Here is a 22,311-nt window from a genome sequence, read left to right as displayed (position 1 = left end):
GCGACGCCACGCACGCACTCTCGGCGTGCCGCACCGAACGCCGCTCCCTCTTCCGCGGAGATCCATCGGACGGGCCCTCCCCACCCCACACGAGCACATCGGCCAGTACTCCACGCATCCTCGCACCTGCCACTGACAAAGCGCCCCCCGCCCGAAGGCAAGTGATCTTGATTGGTCGGCTCTGCCCGCAAAAGTGCATGACAAGTGCACTGCTGGTGATCACTTGAGATCGCTCACTTCTGCTTCCGGCAACCACGAGACAGAGCCGAGCGTCTTTCCTTCGAACATGTACGGGAAGCCATACGTAAGACGCACAGAATGACGACAGGCCGGTGCCCCGGGGGACGGCACTACAGTGGATCGGAACGTAGGCAAGCAGCAGGGAGCGCGACGTGCGGCCGGTAGGCAGCAAGTACTTCCTCGAGGAGCCGCTCGGTCGCGGCGCCACGGGGACCGTCTGGCGGGCCCGCCAGCGGGAGACCGCGGGCGCCGAGGCGGCGGTGGCGGGGCAGCCCGGCGAGACCGTCGCGATCAAGGTCCTCAAGGAGGAGCTCGCCAGTGACGCGGACATCGTCATGCGGTTCCTGCGGGAGCGCTCCGTCCTGCTCCGCCTGACCCACCCGAACATCGTCCGGGTGCGTGACCTGGTCGTCGAGGGCGAGCTGCTGGCCCTGGTCATGGACCTCGTCGAGGGCCCCGACCTGCACCGCTACCTGCGCGAGAACGGTCCCTTCACCCCGGTCGCCGCCGCCCTGCTCACCGCCCAGATCGCCGACGCCCTCGCCGCCAGCCACGCCGACGGCGTCGTCCACCGCGACCTGAAGCCCGCCAACGTCCTGCTCCGGCAGGACGGCGGCCAGATGCACCCGCTGCTGACCGACTTCGGCATCGCCCGCCTCGCCGACTCCCCGGGCCTGACCCGCACCCACGAGTTCGTCGGCACGCCCGCGTACGTCGCGCCCGAGTCCGCCGAGGGCCGCCCGCAGACCTCCGCCGTCGACATCTACGGCGCCGGAATCCTCCTCTACGAGCTGGTCACCGGCCGCCCCCCGTTCGGTGGCGGCTCCGCCCTGGAGGTCCTGCACCAGCACCTGAGCGCCGAGCCGCGCCGCCCGTCCACGGTCCCCGACCCGCTGTGGACGGTCATAGAGCGCTGCCTGCGCAAGAACCCCGACGAACGGCCCAGCGCCGAGAACCTCGCCCGCGGCCTGCGCGTCGTCGCCGAGGGCATCGGCGTGCACGCGAACTCCGCGCAGATCGCGGCGGCCGAGGGCGTCGCCGCACTGCTCGCTCCCGACCCGGCGCCGGCCCACGTGCCGGGCTCGGCCGACCCCACGCAGGTGCTGCCGCACGGCGCGGCCCCCGGGGCGTACGACCCGAACGGCGCCACCAGCGTCCTGCCGCACACCGGCGCTCCCGGCGCCGCCGACCCCACGGCCGTACTGCCGAACACGGGCGGTCCCGGCGGAGCCGACCCGACGGCCGTCATGCCGCCGATGCCACCGGGACAGCCCGGTCGGCAGCCCGGTCAGCCCGGGCCCGAGGAGCCGCACCCCTGGCAGAACCAGCTGCGCGCCGCCCGGGACCGCAACGAGCAGACGCAGGTCCAGTACCTCGACCCCAACCAGGACCCGCTGCGCCGCCGCCCCCAGCGGCAGGTCGCCCGCCCGCAGCAGCAGCCGCAACAGCGGCCTCCGCAGGGCCGGCAGCAGGGGTACGGCCATCCCCAGCAGCACCAGCCGCAGCCGTACGCCCCACCGCGCCAGCCGCAGCAGCAGCCGCAGCGGTACGCCCCGCCGCCCGCGCCGGAGCCCCAGCGGCCCCAGCGCGAGCCGCGTCAGCCGCGTCAGCGCAGCGCCAACCCGATGCGGATCCCCGGGCTCGGCTGCCTCAAGGGGTGCCTGTTCACGATCGTCATCCTCTTCGTCGCGGGCTGGCTCGTCTGGGAGCTGAGCCCGCTGCAGGAGTGGATCGGCACGGGCAAGAGCTACTGGGGCCAGCTCAGCGACTGGTTCAGCACCGTGACCGGGTGGATCGGGGACCTGGGCGGCGGCTCCGGCGGAGGCTCGGGCACCAACTGACCGCAGGCGGCGCGGAGTCCCGGCCGGGTTTGGGGATTTGTCGACACCTGGCGGGTGATTTCCGCCTCCGAGGTGAAGGTTGGCTCGCTGGGCGCGTAGTTTTGTCGACCGGGGGTCCCGGTTTTGTCGGCTGAGGTTCCGGGGGTCGGCCCCCGGAATGACGCAGCGCGACAACACGCGTCGGTAGGAGCAGTCTTGGCACGGAAGATCGGCAGCCGGTACACCGCCAACCAGATCCTGGGGCGGGGCAGCGCCGGCACGGTGTGGCTGGGTGAGGGGCCCGAGGGGCCCGTCGCCATCAAGCTGCTGCGCGAGGATCTCGCATCCGACCAGGAACTCGTCGGACGCTTCGTGCAGGAGCGCACGGCCCTGCTCGGCCTCGAGCACCCGAACGTCGTCTCCGTACGCGATCTGGTGGTCGACGGCAACGACCTCGCGCTGGTCATGGACCTCGTCCGCGGCACCGACCTGCGTACCCGGCTCGACCGCGACCGGCGGCTCTCGCCCGAGGCGGCGGTGGCGATCGTGGCGGACATCGCGGACGGGCTGGCGGCGGCGCACGCGGCCGGGGTCGTGCACCGGGACGTGAAGCCGGAGAACGTGCTGCTCGACATGCAGGGGCCGCTGGGGCCGGGCGGCTCGCATCCCGCGCTGCTGACGGACTTCGGTGTGGCGAAACTCATCGACTCACCGCGCCGTACCCGCGCCACGAAGATCATCGGGACGCCGGACTACCTGGCGCCGGAGATCGTCGAGGGCTTGCCGCCCCGGGCGGCGGTCGACATCTACGCCCTCGCCACGGTGCTGTACGAGCTGTTGGCGGGCTTCACGCCGTTCGGCGGGGGCCACCCGGGCGCGGTGCTGCGCCGCCATGTCACGGAGTCGGTGGCCCCGCTGCCCGGGATCCCCGACGAGCTGTGGCAGCTGATCGTGCAGTGCCTCGCGAAGGCGCCGGCCTCGCGGCTGCGGGCGTCGGAGCTGGGGGCGCGGCTGCGGGAGCTGCTGCCGCTGGTGGCCGGGATGCCGCCGCTGGACGTGGACGAGCCGGACGTGGAGCCGGCGGAGGAAGAGGCTCCGGCTGCTCAGGAGGCGGCGCCGGCTGGGGAGCGGGTGCGGCGGCGGGGAGCGGTGCCGCTGGTGCCGGGTGCGAAGCCGGCCGACTCCAACCGGGACACGCATACGTCGATGAGGGTGCCGGCGCCCGACGAGCTGGCGGGCGGGGCGCGCGGGACGGCCCGGGTGCCGAGGGCGACGGGTGCGCCGCGTCCGGGCTCGGCCCGGCATCGGGCGGTGACTCGGCGGCGGCGGGTGGTGCTGGGCGCGGCGGCGGTGGCGCTGGTGGCGGCGGCGGGCGTCGGCACGTGGCTGGCGACCTCGGGTGACGACGCGGACGCGACCCCGCAGGACACGAACAACTCGGCCCCGGCAGCGCCCTGACGTCTCTCGCCCCGCCGCCCCTACCCGTCCCACCTCCAGGCGGGCTGTCCGGGGCTTTTCGAGCCCGGCCTCTTGGCCGACCGAGTCAGGTGGCAGGTCAGCGGTGGCGCCGGGTGAGTCTTGGCCACGGACACCGGGGTCTCGGCGCTTGGCGGAGCCGTTACGCTGGAGGCGTGGCAGTCGTCGATGTATCCGAAGAGCTAAAGTCCCTCTCCTCGACCATGGAGTCGATCGAGGCCGTTCTGGACCTCGACAAGCTGAGGGCAGACGTCGCCGTGCTCGAGGAGCAGGCGGCAGCGCCGTCCCTCTGGGACAACCCGGAGGAGGCGCAGAAGATCACCAGCAAGCTGTCCCACCTCCAGGCGGAGGTGAGGAAGGCCGAGGCCCTGCGCTCGCGGATCGACGATCTCGCCGTGCTGTTCGAGATGGCCGAGGAGGAGGACGACCCGGACACCCTTGCCGAGGCCGAGTCCGAGTTCGCCGCCGTCAAGAAGGCGCTGGACGAGATGGAAGTGCGGACGCTGCTCAGCGGGGAGTACGACGCCCGTGAGGCGCTCGTCAACATCCGCGCCGAGGCCGGCGGCGTCGACGCCGCCGACTTCGCCGAGCAGCTGCAGCGCATGTACCTGCGTTGGGCGGAGCGCCACGGCTACAAGACCGAGATCTACGAGACGTCGTACGCGGAAGAGGCCGGCATCAAGTCGACCACCTTCGCCGTGCAGGTGCCGTACGCCTACGGCACCCTCTCCGTCGAGCAGGGCACGCACCGGCTCGTCCGGATCTCGCCCTTCGACAACCAGGGGCGCCGCCAGACGTCCTTCGCGGGCGTCGAGGTCCTCCCGGTCGTCGAGCAGACCGACCACATCGACATCGACGAGTCCGATCTGCGCATCGATGTCTACCGTTCCTCGGGCCCCGGCGGCCAGGGCGTGAACACCACCGACTCCGCGGTCCGCATCACGCACCTGCCCACCGGCATCGTGGTCTCCTGCCAGAACGAGCGCTCGCAGATCCAGAACAAGGCGACGGCCATGAACGTTCTGCAGGCGAAGCTGCTCGAACGGCAGCGCCAGGAGGACCGGGCGAAGATGGACGCACTCAAGGACGGCGGCAGCTCCTGGGGCAACCAGATGCGTTCGTACGTCCTGCACCCGTACCAGATGGTCAAGGACCTGCGCACCGAGTTCGAGGTCGGCAACCCGCAGGCCGTGCTCGACGGCGAGATCGACGGTTTCCTCGAGGCCGGAATTCGCTGGCGCAAGCAGCAAGAGAAGTAACTTTGTCGACAAGGCAACTGCCGCCCTTCCGGCGGTAGTTGCCTTTTCTGTGCCTGCATGTCTGGGTTTTACATCACACTCACAGACTCCAACTCCTTGCATAGCCACCTGTTTTGGACATGGCGGGCGTAAACAGCCTTGACGTGTCTTTGAAAAATGGGAAGGGTAAAGCGTGGCATGCGTATCTCTGGGGCGCATGTGAACCGGGGGGCTCAAGTGCAGCATCACCTCCGTCGATCACGGCCCCCGAGCGCCGCCTCACCGACGATTCAGCTACTGGGGGTAGCAACCACATGACGAAGAAGACGCGGATCCGCCTCGCGCGCGTCGCGGCCGGTGCCGTGATCGCGGCCGGCGCCTCGCTGACCCTTGCGGGCGCCGCATCCGCCGCCGAGGCGGACGACTGCGTGTTCGGCCTGCTCTGCGGGCCCGAGGACCCGACCGAGCCGCCGGTTCCCACCGACCCGCCGACCGACATCCCCACCGACATCCCGACGGACCCGGGCATCCCCACCGAGGAGCCCACGCTCCCGACGGACCCGACGCTGGAGCCGACCGAGCCGTCGGACCCCACCGAGGACCCGACCACCGACCCCACCGACCCGGGTAACGGGAACGGGAACGGCAACGGCAACGGGAACGGGAACGGCAACAACGGCGGCGGTAACAACAACACCGACCCCGACGGCGGGACCTCCACCCAGGAGGAGGGCTCCTCCTCGCTCACCGACACCGGCACGGAGACCACCGGTACCGGCACCAGCACCTCCGCCCAGGGCGGCGGTGACCAGCTCGCCGAGACCGGTGCCGCTCAGACCACCTTCCTGCTGGTCGGCGCCGCCACGATGATCGCCGGCGGCATCGGCTTCCGCATCCTCCCGCGCCTCGCGGGTGGCCGCGGCGGTGCGGCTGCCTGACGGCGGCCCATCGTTTACGCTGCGTAATCAACGCCGTACGGCCGAGGGGCCGGAGCGCATGTCGCTCCGGGCCCCTCGCCATGTCCGCGTATGGTGTCCGCGTCGCCTACGCGGTCTGGTGCGCCAGCAGTGCGACCGCCGCGATCAGTATCGCCAGCAGGGCGATCAGCGTCATCGGGTTCAGGCCCGCGAACGGGTTCTCCTGCTGCAGCCGCTCGCGGTTCGCACGGCACACGGGGCAGCGGCCCTCACTCACGGGCGCGGCACAGTTCGCGCACACCAGCCGGTCGTACGTCATGCGCCACCCTCCTTGTGCCGGTTCCTGGGAATTCAACGTCCGCGGAGGCGCGAACGTTCCCCCCTCCACTGTGCCAGGTTCCCGCGGAAGGTGCGCCGCGTCCCTCTCAGAGGGGTGGCCGGTCTCCTCTCAGGGTGTTGCCCTCACCCGGCACAAAAACGCACAAGCCCCACGCAACCCCTCCTGGCGACTGCGCTGGCGTACCCGGTTCGCGTATGGTCACGCTCATCTACCCCCGGCGACCCATGGTGCACCCGTGATCCGACTCGACAACGTCTCCAAGGTCTACCCCAAGCAGACCCGCCCCGCACTCAGGGATGTGTCCCTGGAAGTGGAGAAGGGCGAGTTCGTGTTCCTCGTCGGGTCCTCCGGCTCCGGAAAGTCCACCTTCCTGCGACTGATCCTCCGCGAGGAGCGGTGCACTCACGGGCAGGTGCACGTCCTGGGCAAGGACCTCGCGCGCCTGTCCAACTGGAAGGTGCCGCAGATGCGGCGCCAGCTCGGCACGGTGTTCCAGGACTTCCGGCTGCTCCCGAACAAGACGGTCGCCGAGAACGTGGCCTTCGCGCAGGAGGTCATCGGCAAGTCCCGCGGCGAGATCCGCAAGTCCGTGCCTCAGGTGCTCGACCTCGTCGGGCTGGGCGGCAAGGAGGACCGGATGCCCGGTGAGCTCTCCGGTGGTGAGCAGCAGCGTGTGGCGATCGCCCGGGCCTTCGTCAACCGGCCCAAGCTGCTCATCGCCGACGAGCCCACCGGCAACCTCGACCCGCAGACCTCCGTCGGCATCATGAAGCTGCTCGACCGGATCAACCGGACGGGCACCACCGTGGTGATGGCGACGCACGACCAGAACATCGTGGACCAGATGCGCAAGCGCGTCATCGAGCTGGAGAAGGGCCGCCTCGTCCGCGACCAGGCACGCGGCGTCTACGGCTACCAGCACTGACCGCGACCGTCCACGGAAAGGCCTGAAGAAGACGCCATGCGCGCCCAGTTCGTACTGTCCGAGATCGGTGTCGGTCTCCGCCGCAATCTGACGATGACCTTCGCCGTCGTCGTCTCCGTCGCCCTGTCGCTCGCCCTGTTCGGCGGGTCGCTCCTGATGAGCGACCAGGTCAACACCATGAAGGGCTACTGGTACGACAAGGTCAACGTCTCGGTGTTCCTCTGCAACAAGAGCGACGCCGAGTCCGACCCCAACTGCGCCAAGGGCGCGGTCACCGAGGACCAGAAGAAGGAGATCGTCGCCGACCTCAAGAAGATGACGGTCGTCGAGAAGGTGACGTACGAGTCGCAGGACCAGGCGTACAAGCACTACAAGGAGCAGTTCGGCGACTCCCCGCTGGCTGCCTCGCTCACGCCGGACCAGATGCAGGAGTCGTACCGGATCAAGCTGAAGGACCCGGAGAAGTACCAGGTCATCGCGACCGCCTTCGACGGGCGCGACGGCGTGCAGTCGGTGCAGGACCAGAAGGGGATCCTGGACAACCTCTTCGGGCTGCTGAACGGCATGAACTGGGCCGCGCGGGCGATCATGGCGCTCATGCTGGTCGTCGCGCTGATGCTGATCGTCAACACCGTGCGGGTGTCCGCGTTCAGCCGTCGGCGCGAGACCGGGATCATGCGCCTGGTCGGCGCCTCGGGCTTCTACATCCAGGCGCCGTTCATCATGGAGGCCGCGGTCGCCGGGCTGATCGGCGGGACGGTCGCCTGTGCGTTCCTGGTCATGGCGCGGTACTTCATCATCGACCACGGCCTGGCCCTGTCGGAGAAGCTGACACTGATCAACTTCATCGGCTGGGACGCGGTGTTGACCAAGCTGCCGCTCATCCTCGCGACGAGCCTGCTGATGCCCGCGATGGCGGCGTTCTTCGCGCTGCGCAAGTATCTGAAGGTGTGACCAACGCCAAGGGGGCTGTGCGGGCAACGCACCGTGCGGCCCCTCGCGTTGTCCTAGACTCACCGGCATGTCAGGTCGTGACCTGTTCTGTCAGCCCCGCCGCATTCGCCGCGGGGCCGCCCTGACATTGCTCTTCACGAGCGTGCTCGTCGCGGGCGCCGCGACCGGCTCCCTGCCCGGACCTGACCGGAAATCCTCGGCCGACGAGGCAGGTTCGGCCGCCCCCGCGGGCCGGCACGTCGACGTCGCCGAGGCCGCCGCCGAGGCCATGGCCGCGGGCAAGTCCCCCATGGAGGCCGCCGAGCGCGCGGTCAGCCGCAGCGGGGACCGCTGGGGCGCCGTCTACTCCGAGGGGGAGTACGAGGAGTTCGAGGAGGCCCTCGACGGCGAGTACACCGGCGTCGGCCTGTGGGCGCGGCGCGAGCGGGACGGCCGTATCGAAGTGACCAAGGTGCGGGCGGGGTCGCCCGCGGCGGTCGCCGGGATCCGCGCGGGCGACCGGCTGCGCAGCGTGGACGGCGAGCAGGTCGCCGGGCGTCCGGTGACCGAGGTCGTCTCCTTACTGCGCGGCGACGCGACCGACGCGCCCGCCGGTACGGCGGTGAAGGTGGGAATGGAGCGCGGCACGCGCGCGTGGGACCTCACTCTGCGTCGGGCCACCCTGTCCACCGACCCGGTCACTGTTCAGAAACTCGCCGACGGCATCACCGTCGTCAGGATCGCCTCCTTCACCAAGGGCTCCGGCGACGCCGTCCGCGCCGCCCTGCGCCACGCCCCGGCCGGCATCGGCGTCATCCTCGACCTGCGGGGCAACTCCGGCGGCCTGGTCACCGAGGCCGTCACCGCCGCCTCCGCCTTCCTCGACGGCGGCCTCGTCGCCACCTACGACGTCGACGGCGACCAGCGTGCCCTGCACGCCGAACCCGGCGGCGACACCGGCAGACCCCTCGTCGCACTCGTCGACGGCGGCACGATGAGCGCGGCCGAGCTGCTCACCGGCGCCCTGCAGGACCGTGGCCGCGCGGTCGTGGTGGGCAGCCGCACCTTCGGCAAGGGCTCGGTCCAGATGCCGAGCCGCCTCCCCGACGGCTCCGTGGCCGAGCTGACCGTCGGGCACTACCGCACCCCCTCAGGACGAGCCGTCGACGGCAGGGGGATCACCCCAGACCTGGACGCCGACCAGCAGGTCGTGGAGCGGGCCGAGACGGTCCTCAGCGGACTCGGCGAGTCATAAATCGGCTTTCCGTGCACCCCCTTCGTAGTGCGAAAATGGACGGCACTATGAGCAAGGGAATGTACGTACCGAAGGAGTCCCAGCCCAAGCAGGGCGGGGCGGTCGCGAAGTCCAGGGACGGCGAGAAGGGCGGCAAGCGCAAGATCGTCGCCCAGAACAAGAAGGCCCGGCACGACTACGCGATCATCGACACCTACGAGGCCGGCCTGGTGCTCATGGGCACCGAGGTCAAGTCGCTGCGTGAGGGACGGACGTCGCTGACCGACGGCTTCGTCCAGATCGACCGGGGTGAGGCGTGGCTGCACAACGCCCACATCCCCGAGTACCACCAGGGCAGCTGGACCAACCACTCCGCGCGCCGCAAGCGCAAGCTCCTCCTGCACCGCGAGGAGATCGACAAGCTGGAGGCCAAGTCCCAGGAGACGGGTCACACGATCGTGCCGCTCGCCCTGTACTTCAAGGACGGCCGCGCGAAGGCCGAGATCGCTCTCGCGCGAGGCAAGAAGGAGTACGACAAGCGCCAGACCCTGCGGGAGAAGCAGGACCGGCGGGAGTCGGACCGGGCGATCGCGGCGGCGAAGCGGCGGCAGCGGGCCCAGTAGGCGGCTCGGCTGCCGGGCCGCCGGGAATTGGCTGGCATCGTCGTACGTTGGTCACGTACGATGGCACTGCACCTCACAGAGGGTGCGCGCCCCTCGCCGGATCTTTCCGGTGGGGATTGAAAAAAGCACATGGGGATGATCGGTTTCGACAGCGGCTGTTCAAGCAGGGGAAGCGTGTCGAGGAAGCGGCAATGATCTCGTAAACCATATGTCGCAAAAAATAATCGCCAATACCAAGCGCGATTCCTTCGCCCTCGCTGCCTAAGTAGCGACTTGCGAAGTGTCAGCCCGGGGCTGTTCCCGACCCGGATCCTGGCATCAGCTAGGGAACTAAACCTTGATCCCGGTCACGGGGTGAAGAGGGAAATCTAACAGTGACTGGGCCCGTCGGCGACTTGTTCGCGTGATCGCCGGGGCCGAGAAAATCACAGCGAACTGCACACGGAGAAGCCCTGATTCTGCACCGTTGGACGCGGGTTCGATTCCCGCCATCTCCACGATCGGGAGGTTTCCGAACCTCCCAACCCATGTGGGCAAAGGCCTCGCCGCCTCCGGGCAGCGGGGCCTTTGTCATGCCGGAATCGCGAAACGCGGCGATGAAGCACGGGACGAAACGCGGGGATGATGACGCAGCCGGATGAGCCGTACTACGTGATGTACGACGAGGACTTCGGACTCAGCGGCCTCGCCGGGAGGTCCGGGGCCGTCCCGCCCCTGCCGTTGCCCGAGGGCGGTACGGAGGGGGACGAGCAGGTCGGGGAGGATGCCCGGCACCTGCTGGAGTCGTCCTTGCCGGAGGACATGATCCGCACGCTGTGGCTGGCCGCCGACGGGGAGCGGTTCGATCCGGTCGCCCGGGGCGCGACCGTGCGTTCCTGGCTGCACGGCTGGTCGCAGGCGTATCCGGCGCGGCCGCCGAAGCGCCCGAAGACCTTTGTGAAGTACCGGAGCACCATGTTCGTCGGACCCCGTCGGCCGGTGCTGGTGGAGGAGGAGATGCGGGACGCCGTACTCGCCGAGATCGGGGCTGTCGAGACGGATCTGGCGCGGGCCGTGCCGCTGCCGGACATCGTCCCGATCCTGCGGCGGGCCGTCGTCGAGGCCGGCGCGGATCTCGGATTCCGGTTGCTGCTGCGGATCCTGAAGGCGCACTCCGTGCGGGTCGACAAGGCGCGCTACGACCGGTTCATCGAGCTCAGCGAGCCCTTCGAGTACTGCTTCGCGGTCGTCCACGACGACCTGGAGGTCGACTGGCCGCCCATCGACCCGGCCCGGCGCGACTGCGACTGGGACTTCGGGCTCTCGGAGCTCGCCGGGCGGTTCGCGCACTGGTACGACGGCACGGCGGACGGGCGCCTGCGCGATGCGGTCGCCGCCGACGGCGTCCGGCAGTCGCCGGGCAGCGCTGCCGCGGTTCTGCTGGAGGACGTGAGGCGGCTGCTCACCTCGCCCCTGTCCGACGACACGCTCACCACGTTGTGGCTGGCCGCGTGCGACGGCGGCTTGCGGCCCGACCGTCTCGGCATCGACGTACGGCAGTGGCTGGAGCAGATCGCCGAGGTCTGCCGGGAGCGGCTGCGGGAGATCTCGCCGGCCTATCGCCCCGACCCGGCGCCGGTGCGGGCGGACCTCGCGGACGAGGTGCTGCGCGAACTGCGGGACCTGGAAGCCGAGTTGGCGTCGAGGACCATCCAGCCCCACTGGCAGGGCATACCGGGTGCCGCCGCGGCGCGGGCGCTGGAGCAGGTCGTCGCCCAGGTCGATCCCGACCTCGGCTTCCGTCTGTTCCTGCGGGTCCTGCTCGCGCTGTGCCTGCCCCTCACCCCGGAGCGGTACGCCCGCTACCAGGCGCTCGGGGAGCGGTTCGGCTATGGCGAGTTCCATGTCTCCCTGGTCGACGGGTTCATCGAGAGTGATTTGTGACACTGCCGTGACCGGAGGTGTGGGTTCCGCCACAGCCGGTGCGGCCAGGCCTTGGTGAGGTGGGCGGATGCCTACCGCCTTACGTGCCGTTCCCGCCGTCCTCGCCGGCGCCCTGCTGCTCGCCGCGTGTGGTTCCGAGAGCGCCTCGCCGGGCGGTGACGGAGCTGACGGCCGGGTCCGGGCCGAGACGCTGTGTCCCTCGGACTTCTCGCGGTACGGTGCTCCGCCGCCCGCCGAATCGTCCGCCGGCCCTTCTGGGACGCCGACCGCGCTGCCCCTGCCCTCCGCCGACGGTGCGGCAGAGGGCGGCGTGAAGATCACCGCGCTGTACGCCTGGGGGTCGGAGAGCGGCTGCGCGGGGGTCGACTACAGCGCGGAGTTCGAGGTCACCAACCGGGAGACGGAGAGCGCCACCTACACGGTGACCCTCGGGTTCCTCTCCGCGGCCGGAGGTGCGGTCGACAACGGGGAACGGATCGTCGAGGCGGTCGGACCGGGGCGGACCGTCAAGGGCAGCGTCGTGATGGCGCAGCCGGTCGGGCACGCACCCGAGGTGTCGGGCGTGAAGGTGGTCGAGGTCCGCAGCGTTCCCGCCGCCGAGGCGTCGTCCGCCTCGGGGCCGTGCCCCGAGTCCGGCGTGCGCCTCTACGCCGATGAGGGGGACGCCGCCATGGGCCTGCGCGTCGTCGGCCTGCATCTCGTCAACTGCGGCACCGGGACCTACCGGCTCAACGGGTACCCGGAGCTCGAACTCCTCGACGAGGACCACGACACCGTCGACGGTGTGCGGATCCTCCGGGGAACCGACAAGATCAGCACCGCCACGGGAGGCGGCGGCACCCCGCAGCCCGTTGCTCTGCGGCCGGGCGAGGCCGCTGAAGCGGGACTGGCGTGGCGCAACACCACCGAGGCGGGCGTCGGCGACCCGGTGAACGCGCCGTATGCCCGCGTGCGGGCGAAGCCCGGGGCCCGCCCCGTGATGGTGGTGCCGGAACTCGACCTCGGGACGACGGGGCAGCTCGGCGTCGGACCGTGGAAGAAGGACGAGGCGTACCAGGACCCCGCCGCCCCCGCCCCCGCCACCGCACCCACCACCCAGCGCCCGTGATCACGCTCCTCGTCCTCCTCGGCGCGCTCGCCCTGTACCTGCTCGTCCATGCGCGCATCGCACCCGGGTTCAAGGTCCTCGTCCTCACCGCACCTCCAGTCGCCGGAGTGGTCTGGCTCCTGTACGTGGTGCTCGAAGAGCCTTCCACCGCCGTCGCCGTCGGCGCGGTGTTCGCGGTCGTACTGATCGCGCTGATCGGGCTCCTCGCCCATCCCCGCCTGCCGACCTGGGCGAAGATGACGGTGTTCGTCACGGTTCCGGTGGCCGCGGTGGCCTGGCTGCTGGTCGTCACCGCGGACGACACGATCAAGGACCCCGGCGAGGACCCGTGCTCCATGTACTACGGCGGCGTCGGCGTCTCCAGGGCGTTTCCCCCGCAGGCGTACTGCCGCTACGACGACGGCAGCACCCACAACCTCGCGGCGGGCGCCCAGTTCGTGTTCTGGGTCTGCTTCGTCAGCAGCCTGCTGCTGCTCGCGGCGGGCCTGTGGGAGGTGGCCCGGGACCCGAAGGCGCTCGTGCGGCAGTTCCGTACGACGAGGTCGCTCACTCGATAAGCCCCATGGCGGACGCGCCCGTTGTGTTGTCCCACCCCATATCGACGGGTCGTTCACGCTTCTACGGTCCCTCCCCATGACCCAGACCAGAGCCGCAAGCCGTCGTGTCCGTCGTATCCCCGTCCTGGCGACCCTTCTCGTCGCCCTGATCGCCGCCGTCCTCACGCCGGGCCGGGCCGAGGCGGCCGCCCTCCAGGAAGTCACCGGGTTCGGGTCGAACCCCGGTGCCCTGCGCATGTTCCGGTACGTCCCCGACGGGCTGCCCGCAGGCCGGCCCGTGGTCGTCGCGCTGCATGGCTGCACACAGAACGCCTCCGGATACGGCACCGGCAGCGGCTGGACGCAGCTCGCCGACCAGTGGGGATTCTCCGTGGTGCTGCCGCAGCAGCAGACCGCCAACAACGCTTCGTCCTGCTTCAACTGGTTCCAGAGCGGTGACATGGCGCGCGGCCAAGGCGAGCCCGCCTCCGTCGCGCAGATGGTGGACCGGCAGCTCGCAGATGTGTCCGGAGGCCGGGTGTATGTCACCGGACTGTCCGCCGGGGGCGGCTTCGCCGCCGTGATGATGGCCGCGTACCCGGAGAAGTTCACCGCGGGCGGCATCGTCGCCGGGCTGCCGTACGGGTGTGCGCAGGCCGCCGGGTCGCCGTATGTGTGCATGTACGTCGGGGCCACCCAGAGCCCGAAGCAGTGGGGCAACCGGGTGCGGGCCGCGCGGCCCGGGTACGCCGGGCCCTGGCCGACGCTGGTCGCCTTCCAGGGCACCGCCGACTACACCGTGAAGCCCGTCAACATGACCGATCTCGTGCGGCAGTGGACCGAGGTGCACGGGGCCGACCAGAGCGCGGACGTCAGCGACACCGTCGCCGGATATCCGCACCAGACGTACCGGGACGGCAGCGGGAACGCCGTCGCCGAGACGTACAGCGTCACCGGCATGGGGCACGGGCAGCCCGTCGACCCGGGGAGCGGGAGCGGGCAGTGCGGGACCGCCGGGGCGTACATCCTGGACGTGAACCTGTGTGCCGCGTACCGGATGGGGCTGGCCTGGGGGCTGGGCGGCTGACGGCGGTCTGTCGCCGGGCTGTCGGATCCGGGATGCTCCCTTGCCATGAGCAGACCCGTGAAAGGTGCCGGGAGAAGCTTCAACTCCCGTAGAAGTGCAGGGACCTGGGCCCTGGTGGCCGCGCTCGTCGCCGTCCTCGGGCCAGGTGCGCAGGCCGGAGCGGACTCCGATCGCTCCGGCCTGCCGGAGGCCATCGACACCGTCCTGGGTGATACGCGGATGGAGGGCGGGGTGGCGAGTGTCGTGGTCGCCGACGCCGCGACCGGCGATCTCCTCTACCAGCATCTGCCCAGCACCCGACTGATGCCCGCCTCCAACACCAAGCTGTCCACCTCGGCCGCAGCGATGGAGATCCTGGGCCCCGGGTACCGGTTCACCACCGACGTACTGGCCGACGGGAAGCGGTACGGTTCCGTCCTCCGCGGCGACCTGTATCTGCGCGGCACCGGGGATCCGACCCTGCTCGCCGCCGACTACGACACGCTCGCCGCCCGGGTCGCCGCGTCCGGCGTCACCCGGGTCGACGGGCGGCTGATCGCCGACGACACCCGGTTCGACACCCAGCGGCTCGGGCGCAACTGGGCCGCTGACGACGAGTCCTCGTACTACTCGGCGCAGATCAGCGCGCTGAGCGTGGCACCGGACACCGACTACGACACCGGGACCGTGATCGTGACGGTGAAGCCGGGAGCGGCGGCGGGCGACAAGCCCGTCGTCACCGTCACGCCCGACACCGACTACGTGGACATCGACGTGCGCGCCACCACCGTCGCCGCCGGCGGTGGCGACGACCTCACCGTCGAGCGGGAGCACGGCACCAATGACATCGTCGTGAGCGGTACGACACCCGTGGGCGGCGCCGGTGCCAAGGAGTGGGTCACGGTGTGGGAGCCCACCGGGTACGCCGCCGCGGTCTTCCGTGACGCGCTCGCGCAGCACGGGGTCAAGGTCACCGGGCCGGACCGGCTCGGACGGCAGACACCCGGTACGGCCAGGGAACTGGCCTCGCACGACTCCATGACGCTGAAGGACCTGCTCATCCCCTTCATGAAGCTGTCCAACAACATGCATGCCGAGATCCTCACCAAGACCATGGGGTACGAGGTGTCGAAGCGGGGCAGCTGGAGTGCCGGGCTGGCCGTGATCGCCGGATACCTCAAGGGCATCGGCGTCGACGCCGCCAAGGTGCGTCAGGTCGACGGCTCCGGGCTCTCGCGGATGGACAACTTCCCCGCCGGGCAGCTCGCCAGGCTTCTGCTCGCCGTACGTGCCAAGCCCTGGTACGCGGACTGGAAGCGCTCGTTGCCGGTCGCCTGCGATCCCGACCGGTTCGTCGGCGGGACGCTGCGGACGCGGATGTGCGGGACGGCGGCCGCGCTCAACGCCCGTGCCAAGACCGGGTCCTTGACGGGAGCGTCGGCCCTGTCCGGGTATGTCATCGACGCCGGGGGCCGTGAGCTCGTCTTCAGCGTCGTCCTCAACAACTATCTGGCGTCCTCCGTGAAGCCGTTGGAGGACGCCATCGTGGTCACACTCGCGAAGTCGACGGCCGAGGCCGCCACGCTCGTCGAACCGAGGACGGCCCGGGGCACCGACCTCGAGTGCGCGTGGCGCAAGCCCGTGCTCTGCTGAGACACCTGAGCAGAGGGCCTGCGCCACGCGGCGCCGGGAATCAGCGCAGACCGAACGTCGCCAGGCGCAGGCCCTCTCCCTTCAGCACCAGATACACGTCGGTACGGCCCTTCGCCGCGCGCGAGAGGTCGGCGGTCACCGTCTCGTAGTCGTACGGCGACGAGGTGCCGTCGAAGCGAGCCGTGCCGGCGAGGGTGCCGGTCGGGGAGCCGATCCTGACCTCGATTGTGCCCGCGGCGCCCGCCACCTGCGCGGTGAACTTCGCGGCGCCCGAGCCCAGTCGGGCGTCCGCGAACTTCAGCCACGCTCTGCTCGCCGTGACCCCCACCGCCGTACCGCGTGCCTTCGACTCGTCGACGAGGCGGGTGCCGTCGTAGTCGTCGAAGTTCTCGGCGCGGGTGGTGCGGGACAGGTCGCGTGCCGGGATCGTCTCGCCGGACACCTGCCAGGTCGTGCGGGTGCGGATGTCGGCGGAGGAGGAGCCGGCCAGCACGTCGTACGTGCCCTTCTCCACCACCCACCGGGAGCGGGTCACGTCCCAGTGCGCGAGGTCCTTCTGCGACACCTTCAGCTTGACCGTCCTGGTCTCGCCGGGCTTCAGCGACACCCTCTGGAAGGCCTCCAGCTGCTTGAGGGGCTGCTTGTCACGGGAGACGTGCTGGTGGGCGTAGAGCTGGACCACCTCGGCGCCCGCCCGGCTGCCGGTGTTGGTGACCCGCACCTCGTAGCCGCCGTTCGTCTTCCTCAGGTCGCCGTAGCGGAAGGACGTGTACGACAGGCCGTGGCCGAAGGGGTAGAGCGGGCTGCCCTTGAAGTACTGGTAGGTGCGGTCGGACTTGATGATGTCGTAGTCGAGGATCGACGGGAGGTCCGACTCCGAGCGGTACCAGGTCTGGGTGAGGCGGCCCGAGGGGTTCGCGTCGCCATAGAGGAGGTCGGCCAGCGCGTTGCCGGTCTCCTGGCCCGCGTGGGACGTCCACAGGACGGCCGGGACCTCCTGCTGCAGGGCGCCCAGGGTGGTCGGGTAGCTGTTCTCGACGACCACGACCGTCTTCGGGTTGGCCGCGCGTACCGCCCTGACCAGGGCTTCCTGGGCAGGGGCGAGGCCCATGTCGGTGCGGTCGTGGGCCTCACGGCCGTTGATCGACGGGTTGGAGCCGACGACCACGACCGCCGTGTCCTTGCCCTTCACCGCGGCCACGGCCTCCTCGACGCCGCTGCGGACCACGTCCTTCGTGTAGTGCGCGGCCGCGTCCTTCGCGACCAGGCCGAGCGTGCCGTCCTCGCCGGTCGGGCCGAGGTAGAGCGGGTTGCCCCACCAGGGCTCCTCGGTCTCGTAGCCCGCGTAGCGCAGCAGGTACGTGCCGTCCGCCTGTTTCTCCAGCTTGAACTGCTGCTGGACGTACCAACCACCCGGCTGTACCTGGTCGTTGGCGAAGCCCGACCAGTTGTAGCCGACGTATTTGCCGTTGGCGGCCGAGCGCAGGGCCACGACACCCCCGCCCCAGTCGAACACGTCGAACTGGGTGGCTGTGCCGGTGCCTTCCGTCTCTCGCAGCGGCTCGCCGTCGGCGTCCGTGCCCGCTGTGATGTAGTCACCCGTCGCCGTGTTCTTCAGCGCGATCCGGTCCACGCCCTCGCTGCTGGTCACATCGGTGCCGAGCTTCGCCGCGATGCCCTCGGCGGGGGTGACCGCGTACGGAAGCGTGCCCGAGTACCAGTCGGTGTAGAGGGTGTCGGCGAGCGGGCCGACCACGGCGACGTTCTTCGCCGACTTCTTCAGCGGAAGCGCGCCCGCCTGGTTCTTCAGCAGCACCGCGCCCTCGGTCGCCGCCTCGCGCGCCAGCTTCTGGTGGGCCGGGCTGTTGATGACCGACTTGTCGATCGAGCCGTACCTGCCGCCGCCCGGGTCGAACTCACCCAGACGCACCCGGACGGAGAGGATGTGACCCGCGGCCTCGTCGATGTCCGACTCCTCCAACAGGCCTTGCTGCAACGCCGACTTGACCGCCCCGGTCGTCACCGAGGAGTTCGCGTCGTTGTCCGTGAAGCTGTCGATGCCCGCCTTGAGCGCCGCCGCGTCCCCCTCCACCACGCTCGGGTAGTACTTCTGGTCGCCGTGCAGGTTGCCCGGGCCGGCGGCGTCGGTGACGTTCAGGAGGTCGTACGAGGTCCAGTTGCGCACGGCGTCGTTCAGGTCCGGATTCACCGTCGCGGGGCGGCCGTTGACGAGGTTGTACGAGGACATGACCCCCGTCGCCGCGTCCGCCTCGATGGCCGGTTTGAAGGCCGCCTCGTCGTACTCCTTCGCGACGCGCGGACGCAGGTCGGAGGAGGTGGTCGTGCGGTGCCACTCGTTGTTGTTGGCGAGGTAGTGCTTGATCGTGGGCGCGGTCTTCAGATGGTCCGGGTCGCCACCCGTCAGGCCCTCGCCGTACGCCGTGGACAGGGCGCCGGTGAGCTCGGGGTCCTCGCTGTAGCCCTCCTCGTTGCGGCCCCAGCGCGGGTCGCGCAGGAGGTTCACCACGGGCGCCCAGAGGTTCAGGCCCCAGCCGGCGGGGCGTTCCTGCTGGAAGCCGCGCGCCTCGTCGCCGACCGCCGAGCCGACCTGTTCCATCAGGGCCGGGTCCCAGGTCGAGGCGAGCCCGATGGCCTGCGGGAAGACGGTGGTCTCGCCGAGCCAGGCGACGCCGTGCAGGGCCTCGGTGCCGGTGCGGAAGGACGGGATGCCGAGGCGGGGGATGGCGGGCTGGTACTGGTGCAGAAGGGAGATCTTCTCGTCCAGGGTCAGCCGGTCCAGCAGGTCATCGACGCGCCGGTCGACGGGGAGATCGGGGTTGCGGAAGGGGTACGTGGCGGAATGAGCGGGAACGGTGGCGCCGAACCCTGCGATCAGGGCCAGCGCCACCACAAGCGTGGTTCTACGTCTCTTGCTGCCTGCCATGTCACGGCTCCTTCGAGTAGGGCCCTGCATCTACTGGCGTCTGCGGTCTACGGGCATCTGTGGGGTTCAGGGAGCGTTCCGCGGTGCCGTGCTCGCGCGTTCCGTCATCCGGGGCGGCAGCAGCGTGGCCTCGGGCACGGCGTTGCCGCCCAGCTTCTTCATCAGCAGCTCCACGGCCCGCGTGCCCACCTCGGCGGTGGGCAGGGCGACCGAGGTGACCGGCACACGGAGGTTCTCGGCGAGTTCGTCGGGGCAGATGGCGGTGACGGACAAATCGGCCGGGATGCGCAGGCCGAGCTGCTCGAAGGCGTCGATCAGCGGCTCCAGGATCGCCTCGTTGTGGACGACGACACCGGTCAACGCGGGGTGCTCGCGCAGCAGTTGCTCGGCGACCGCACGGGCGGCGGCGGGCGCGGCCTCGCACGGGTGGACCGAGGAGGCGAGCCGGCCCCGGTCGGCGGCGGCGGTGAAGCCCTGGACCACGCGCTGGGCGAACGCGGTCTGCCGGACGTACACCTCGGGCGGTGACCCGACCAGCGCGATCACCCGGTGCCCGAGCCGCGCCAGATGTTCCACGCAGGCCTCGCCGGCCGCCTTGAAGTCGAGGTCGATACAGGTCAGTCCATTCGCCCGGGCCGGGAACCCGATCATCACCGACGGCCGGTCCAGCTCGCGCAGCAACGACAGCCGGGGATCGTCGAGTTGGACGTCCATCACGATCATCGCGTCGACCAGTGCCGTGTCGGCGACCCGCCGCAGCCCGGCGTCGCCCTCCTCCTGGGTGAGCAGCAGGACGTCATGGTCGTAGCGCCGTGCCGTCGTCACCACCGACACCGCGAACTGCATCACCACCGGCACATGGATCCCGGCCCGTAAGGGCACCACCAGCGCCAGTACGTTCGACCGACTGCTGGCCAGCGCCCGGGCGCCCGCGTGCGGCCGGTAGCCCAGCTCGCGGATGGACGCCTCGACGCGCAGCCGGGTCTCCTCGGAGATCGGGCGCTTGCCGCTGAGCGCGTAGGAGACGGTGCTGGGGGAGACCCCGGCGTGCCGCGCCACGTCAGTGATCTTCACCATCAGCCCAGCTCCACCGTGAGAAACCCGGTCCCGGCCTGCGCGTGTACGACCCGCTCCCCGGCGGCCAGCGCCCACGGGGCGGAAGGATCACCGCACGACGCCCGCAGCGTGTTGCCTTCGCGTACGACGGTGAAGGCCACGTCCCCGACCCGCACCGCCACCTGGGCGCCCCGCTCGAGGCCGTACGCCCGCAGCGTCACCCCGTCGGCGTGGTCGTAGTCGGGCCGGTCGTCCACCGCGCCCACCGGGATCACCGCGCCGGGCCGTACCAGCAGCGGCACGCTCAGGAAGCCGTGCTTCTCGCGCACCCAGCGCGGCCCGGTGACCGTCCGCCCGCCGACGAAGTGGGTCCAGGTGCCCTCGGGAACGTAGTAGGCCACGTCCCCGTCGTCGCTGAACACCGGCGCCACCAGCAGGTCCGGGCCGAGCATGTACTGCCGCTCCAGATGCGCGCACCCGGGGTCGTCGGGGAACTCCAGCACCATGGCCCGCATGACCGGAGTGCCCTCGGTGTGGGCGGTGCGGGCGGCCTCGTACAGATACGGCATGAGCCGCAGCTTCAGCCGGGTGAAGTGCCGCAGCACATCGACCGATTCCTCGTCGAAGAGCCATGGGACCCGGTAGGAGGAGCTGCCGTGCAGCCGGCTGTGCGACGACAGCAGCCCGAACGCCAGCCAGCGCTTGAAGAGTTCGGGCGTCGGCGTGCCCTCGAAGCCGCCGATGTCATGGCTCCAGAAGCCGAACCCCGAGAGCCCCAGCGAGAGTCCGCCGCGCAGCGACTCGGCCATCGACTCGTAGGTCGCCTCGCAGTCGCCGCCCCAGTGGACCGGGAACTGCTGGCTGCCCGCCGTCGCCGACCGGGCGAAGACGACCGCCTCCTCCTCGCCCCGGTGCTCCCGCAGCACGTCGAAGACGGTGCGGTTGTAGAGGTACGTGTAGTAGTTGTGCATCCGCTCCGGGTCCGAGCCGTCGGACCAGGCCACGTCGAGGGGCACCCGCTCGCCGAAGTCGGTCTTGAAGCAGTCGACGCCCTGGGCGAGCAGCCCCTGCAGCTTGGACGCGTACCAGTCGCGTGCCGCCGGGCTCGTGAAGTCCACGAACGCCATGCCCGGCTGCCAGTGGTCCCACTGCCAGACCCGGCCGTCCGGACGTCTCAGCAGATGCCCGAGCGCCTTGCCCTCGGCGAACAGCGGGGAGCGCTGGGCGATGTACGGGTTGATCCAGACGCAGACCCGCAGACCGCGCCCCTGCAGCCGCGTGAGCATGCCCTTCGGGTCCGGGAACACCCGTGGGTCCCACTCGAAGTCGCACCAGCTGTGCTCACGCATCCAGAAGCAGTCGAAGTGGAAGACCGAGAGGGGGAGTTCACGCTCCCGCATGCCCTGGATGAATGACGTCACCGTCTCCTCGTCGTAGGAGGTGGTGAAGGACGTCGACAGCCACAGGCCGAAGGACCAGGAGGGCGGCAGGGCGGGGCGGCCGGTGAGGGCGGTGTACTTGCGGAGGATGTCCTTCGGGGTCGGGCCGTAGATGACGTAGTACGTCAACTCCTGGGTCTCCGCGCTGAACTGGACCCTCGACACCGCCTCCGAGCCGACCTCGAAGGAGACCTTGCCCGGGTGGTCGACGAAGACGCCGTAGCCGGCGTCCGTCAGATAGAACGGGACGTTCTTGTAGGCCTGTTCGGTGGTCGTGCCGCCGTCGGCGTTCCAGATGTCGACGACCTGGCCGTTCTTGACCAGCGGGCCGAAGCGTTCGCCGAGCCCGTAGACACAGGTGCCGACGGTGAGGTTGAGCTGCTCGCGGAGGTAGTGGCCGCCGGCCGCGTCCCGCATGATGCCCATGCTCTTGTTGCGGCTGCTGGTCAGGACGCGGCCCTGGGCGAGGAAGTCGAGGTGCCAGGGGCCGGAGGCGGCGAACCGCACCGACAGGGCGCCGGAGGTCAGGGTCGCGTGGTCGTCGTCGTACGAGATCTGAGCGGCGGGGTTCTCGGTGCTGAGCTCGAACGCGGGGCCGGTCCGCTGCTCGCCCTCGAAGTGCGTGAACGTCACGCCTACGACGTCCGGCATCGGCGTGTGGGCGTTGATCGTCATGACCGGTCCCGTCATCAGGTCGCCGCGGCTGCGGATGGGCCGGGAGGGTGCGTGGATCTCCAGACCGCCGTCGGTGGGGGTGACGTCGAGGACTTCGGCAGGGTGGTCTGCCGTGACGCCGTCGCGCAGCAGCCAGTAGCCGTCGGTGAACTTCATGTGGGGGGT

General features: G+C 70.3%; 17 protein-coding genes and 1 other RNA gene. 14 read left to right on the top strand and 4 right to left on the bottom strand.

Translation table 11 applies throughout. The features are described from left to right. Positions 1 to 392: 392 nt before the first annotated feature. The 4 genes from AB5J49_RS18685 to AB5J49_RS18670 all read left to right on the top strand — a co-directional run bounded on the left by AB5J49_RS18685 (position 393) and on the right by AB5J49_RS18670 (position 5,712). Positions 393 to 2,081 carry a protein kinase gene (locus AB5J49_RS18685; protein ID WP_369169760.1) on the top strand — a complete coding sequence of 563 codons (1,689 nt, stop codon included), beginning with the start codon at positions 393 to 395 and terminating at the stop codon, positions 2,079 to 2,081. 195 nt (positions 2,082 to 2,276) lie between these two features. Continuing rightward, positions 2,277 to 3,518, top strand: coding sequence for a serine/threonine-protein kinase (locus tag AB5J49_RS18680; RefSeq protein ID WP_369169759.1), 1,242 nt, complete (start codon positions 2,277 to 2,279; stop codon positions 3,516 to 3,518). A 173-nt stretch (positions 3,519 to 3,691) separates the two neighbouring features. Then, on the top strand, positions 3,692 to 4,795 hold the full coding sequence (gene prfB / locus AB5J49_RS18675; protein ID WP_369169758.1) for a peptide chain release factor 2: 1,104 nt from the start codon (positions 3,692 to 3,694) through the stop codon (positions 4,793 to 4,795). 293 nt (positions 4,796 to 5,088) lie between these two features. After that, entirely contained in the window at positions 5,089 to 5,712 is a 624-nt protein-coding gene (locus AB5J49_RS18670) for an LPXTG cell wall anchor domain-containing protein (protein WP_369169757.1), read from the top strand. A gap of 106 nt (positions 5,713 to 5,818) precedes the next feature. On the opposite strand, the gene AB5J49_RS18665 is transcribed toward AB5J49_RS18670, so the two are convergent. After that, on the bottom strand, positions 5,819 to 6,010 hold the full coding sequence (locus AB5J49_RS18665) for a hypothetical protein (protein ID WP_128428849.1): 192 nt from the start codon (positions 6,008 to 6,010) through the stop codon (positions 5,819 to 5,821). A gap of 256 nt (positions 6,011 to 6,266) precedes the next feature. Here AB5J49_RS18665 and ftsE point away from each other — a divergent pair, with 256 nt between their 5' ends. The 10 genes from ftsE to dacB all read left to right on the top strand — a co-directional run bounded on the left by ftsE (position 6,267) and on the right by dacB (position 16,032). Next, complete coding sequence (gene ftsE, locus AB5J49_RS18660; RefSeq protein ID WP_274239363.1) at positions 6,267 to 6,956, top strand: cell division ATP-binding protein FtsE; 690 nt, start codon at positions 6,267 to 6,269, stop codon at positions 6,954 to 6,956. A 36-nt stretch (positions 6,957 to 6,992) separates the two neighbouring features. Further along, on the top strand, positions 6,993 to 7,910 hold the full coding sequence (ftsX, locus tag AB5J49_RS18655) for a permease-like cell division protein FtsX (protein WP_369169756.1): 918 nt from the start codon (positions 6,993 to 6,995) through the stop codon (positions 7,908 to 7,910). Between the two features lie 67 nt (positions 7,911 to 7,977). Continuing rightward, complete coding sequence (locus tag AB5J49_RS18650) at positions 7,978 to 9,144, top strand: S41 family peptidase (protein ID WP_369169755.1); 1,167 nt, start codon at positions 7,978 to 7,980, stop codon at positions 9,142 to 9,144. A gap of 59 nt (positions 9,145 to 9,203) precedes the next feature. Further along, on the top strand, positions 9,204 to 9,746 hold the full coding sequence (smpB, locus tag AB5J49_RS18645; RefSeq protein ID WP_369175184.1) for an SsrA-binding protein SmpB: 543 nt from the start codon (positions 9,204 to 9,206) through the stop codon (positions 9,744 to 9,746). 131 nt (positions 9,747 to 9,877) lie between these two features. Continuing rightward, positions 9,878 to 10,246: a transfer-messenger RNA gene (gene ssrA, locus AB5J49_RS18640) on the top strand. A gap of 124 nt (positions 10,247 to 10,370) precedes the next feature. Continuing rightward, positions 10,371 to 11,669 carry a hypothetical protein gene (locus tag AB5J49_RS18635; RefSeq protein WP_369169754.1) on the top strand — a complete coding sequence of 433 codons (1,299 nt, stop codon included), beginning with the start codon at positions 10,371 to 10,373 and terminating at the stop codon, positions 11,667 to 11,669. A gap of 67 nt (positions 11,670 to 11,736) precedes the next feature. Then, positions 11,737 to 12,777, top strand: coding sequence for a DUF4232 domain-containing protein (locus AB5J49_RS18630; protein ID WP_369169753.1), 1,041 nt, complete (start codon positions 11,737 to 11,739; stop codon positions 12,775 to 12,777). After that, positions 12,774 to 13,334, top strand: a complete 561-nt coding sequence (locus tag AB5J49_RS18625; protein ID WP_369169752.1) for a hypothetical protein — start codon at positions 12,774 to 12,776, stop codon at positions 13,332 to 13,334. The genes AB5J49_RS18630 and AB5J49_RS18625 overlap by 4 nt, the downstream gene beginning before the upstream one ends. Positions 13,335 to 13,410: 76 nt before the next feature. Further along, positions 13,411 to 14,400 (top strand): PHB depolymerase family esterase, encoded by a 990-nt coding sequence (locus AB5J49_RS18620; RefSeq protein ID WP_369169751.1) that lies wholly within the window; start codon positions 13,411 to 13,413, stop codon positions 14,398 to 14,400. Positions 14,401 to 14,445: 45 nt separating this feature from the next. Further along, positions 14,446 to 16,032: a D-alanyl-D-alanine carboxypeptidase/D-alanyl-D-alanine-endopeptidase gene (dacB, locus tag AB5J49_RS18615; protein WP_369169750.1), complete on the top strand. Its 1,587-nt coding sequence runs from the start codon at positions 14,446 to 14,448 to the stop codon at positions 16,030 to 16,032. Positions 16,033 to 16,072: 40 nt separating this feature from the next. Here dacB and AB5J49_RS18610 read toward each other — a convergent pair whose 3' ends face one another. From AB5J49_RS18610 to yicI, 3 genes are all read right to left on the bottom strand, one after another. Next, positions 16,073 to 18,976: a glycoside hydrolase family 3 C-terminal domain-containing protein gene (locus AB5J49_RS18610; protein ID WP_369169749.1), complete on the bottom strand. Its 2,904-nt coding sequence runs from the start codon at positions 18,974 to 18,976 to the stop codon at positions 16,073 to 16,075. Positions 18,977 to 19,042: 66 nt separating this feature from the next. After that, on the bottom strand, positions 19,043 to 20,053 hold the full coding sequence (locus tag AB5J49_RS18605; protein ID WP_369169748.1) for a LacI family DNA-binding transcriptional regulator: 1,011 nt from the start codon (positions 20,051 to 20,053) through the stop codon (positions 19,043 to 19,045). Next, positions 20,053 to 22,302 carry an alpha-xylosidase gene (gene yicI / locus AB5J49_RS18600; RefSeq protein ID WP_369169747.1) on the bottom strand — a complete coding sequence of 750 codons (2,250 nt, stop codon included), beginning with the start codon at positions 22,300 to 22,302 and terminating at the stop codon, positions 20,053 to 20,055. The genes AB5J49_RS18605 and yicI overlap by 1 nt, the downstream gene beginning before the upstream one ends. Positions 22,303 to 22,311 lie beyond the last annotated feature (9 nt).

The organism is Streptomyces sp. R28 (assembly GCF_041052385.1).
Classification (GTDB): Bacteria; Actinomycetota; Actinomycetes; order Streptomycetales; family Streptomycetaceae; genus Streptomyces.
The sequence above is the reverse complement of the archived record's forward strand: the minus strand, read 5'-3'. Positions and strand labels throughout refer to the sequence as shown.

Bases quoted from the DNA above. Each gene is read 5' to 3' on its own strand.
- AB5J49_RS18670 (WP_369169757.1), top strand. From the start codon at position 5,089: ATGACGAAGAAGACGCGGATCCGCCTCGCGCGCGTCGCGGCCGGTGCC.
- AB5J49_RS18665 (WP_128428849.1), bottom strand. From the start codon at position 6,010: ATGACGTACGACCGGCTGGTGTGCGCGAACTGTGCCGCGCCCGTGAGT.
- ftsX (WP_369169756.1), top strand. From the start codon at position 6,993: ATGCGCGCCCAGTTCGTACTGTCCGAGATCGGTGTCGGTCTCCGCCGC.
- AB5J49_RS18650 (WP_369169755.1), top strand. From the start codon at position 7,978: ATGTCAGGTCGTGACCTGTTCTGTCAGCCCCGCCGCATTCGCCGCGGG.
- smpB (WP_369175184.1), top strand. From the start codon at position 9,204: ATGTACGTACCGAAGGAGTCCCAGCCCAAGCAGGGCGGGGCGGTCGCG.
- AB5J49_RS18635 (WP_369169754.1), top strand. From the start codon at position 10,371: ATGACGCAGCCGGATGAGCCGTACTACGTGATGTACGACGAGGACTTC.
- AB5J49_RS18630 (WP_369169753.1), top strand. From the start codon at position 11,737: ATGCCTACCGCCTTACGTGCCGTTCCCGCCGTCCTCGCCGGCGCCCTG.
- AB5J49_RS18620 (WP_369169751.1), top strand. From the start codon at position 13,411: ATGACCCAGACCAGAGCCGCAAGCCGTCGTGTCCGTCGTATCCCCGTC.
- dacB (WP_369169750.1), top strand. From the start codon at position 14,446: ATGAGCAGACCCGTGAAAGGTGCCGGGAGAAGCTTCAACTCCCGTAGA.
- AB5J49_RS18610 (WP_369169749.1), bottom strand. From the start codon at position 18,976: ATGGCAGGCAGCAAGAGACGTAGAACCACGCTTGTGGTGGCGCTGGCC.
- AB5J49_RS18605 (WP_369169748.1), bottom strand. From the start codon at position 20,053: ATGGTGAAGATCACTGACGTGGCGCGGCACGCCGGGGTCTCCCCCAGC.
- yicI (WP_369169747.1), bottom strand. From the start codon at position 22,302: ATGAAGTTCACCGACGGCTACTGGCTGCTGCGCGACGGCGTCACGGCA.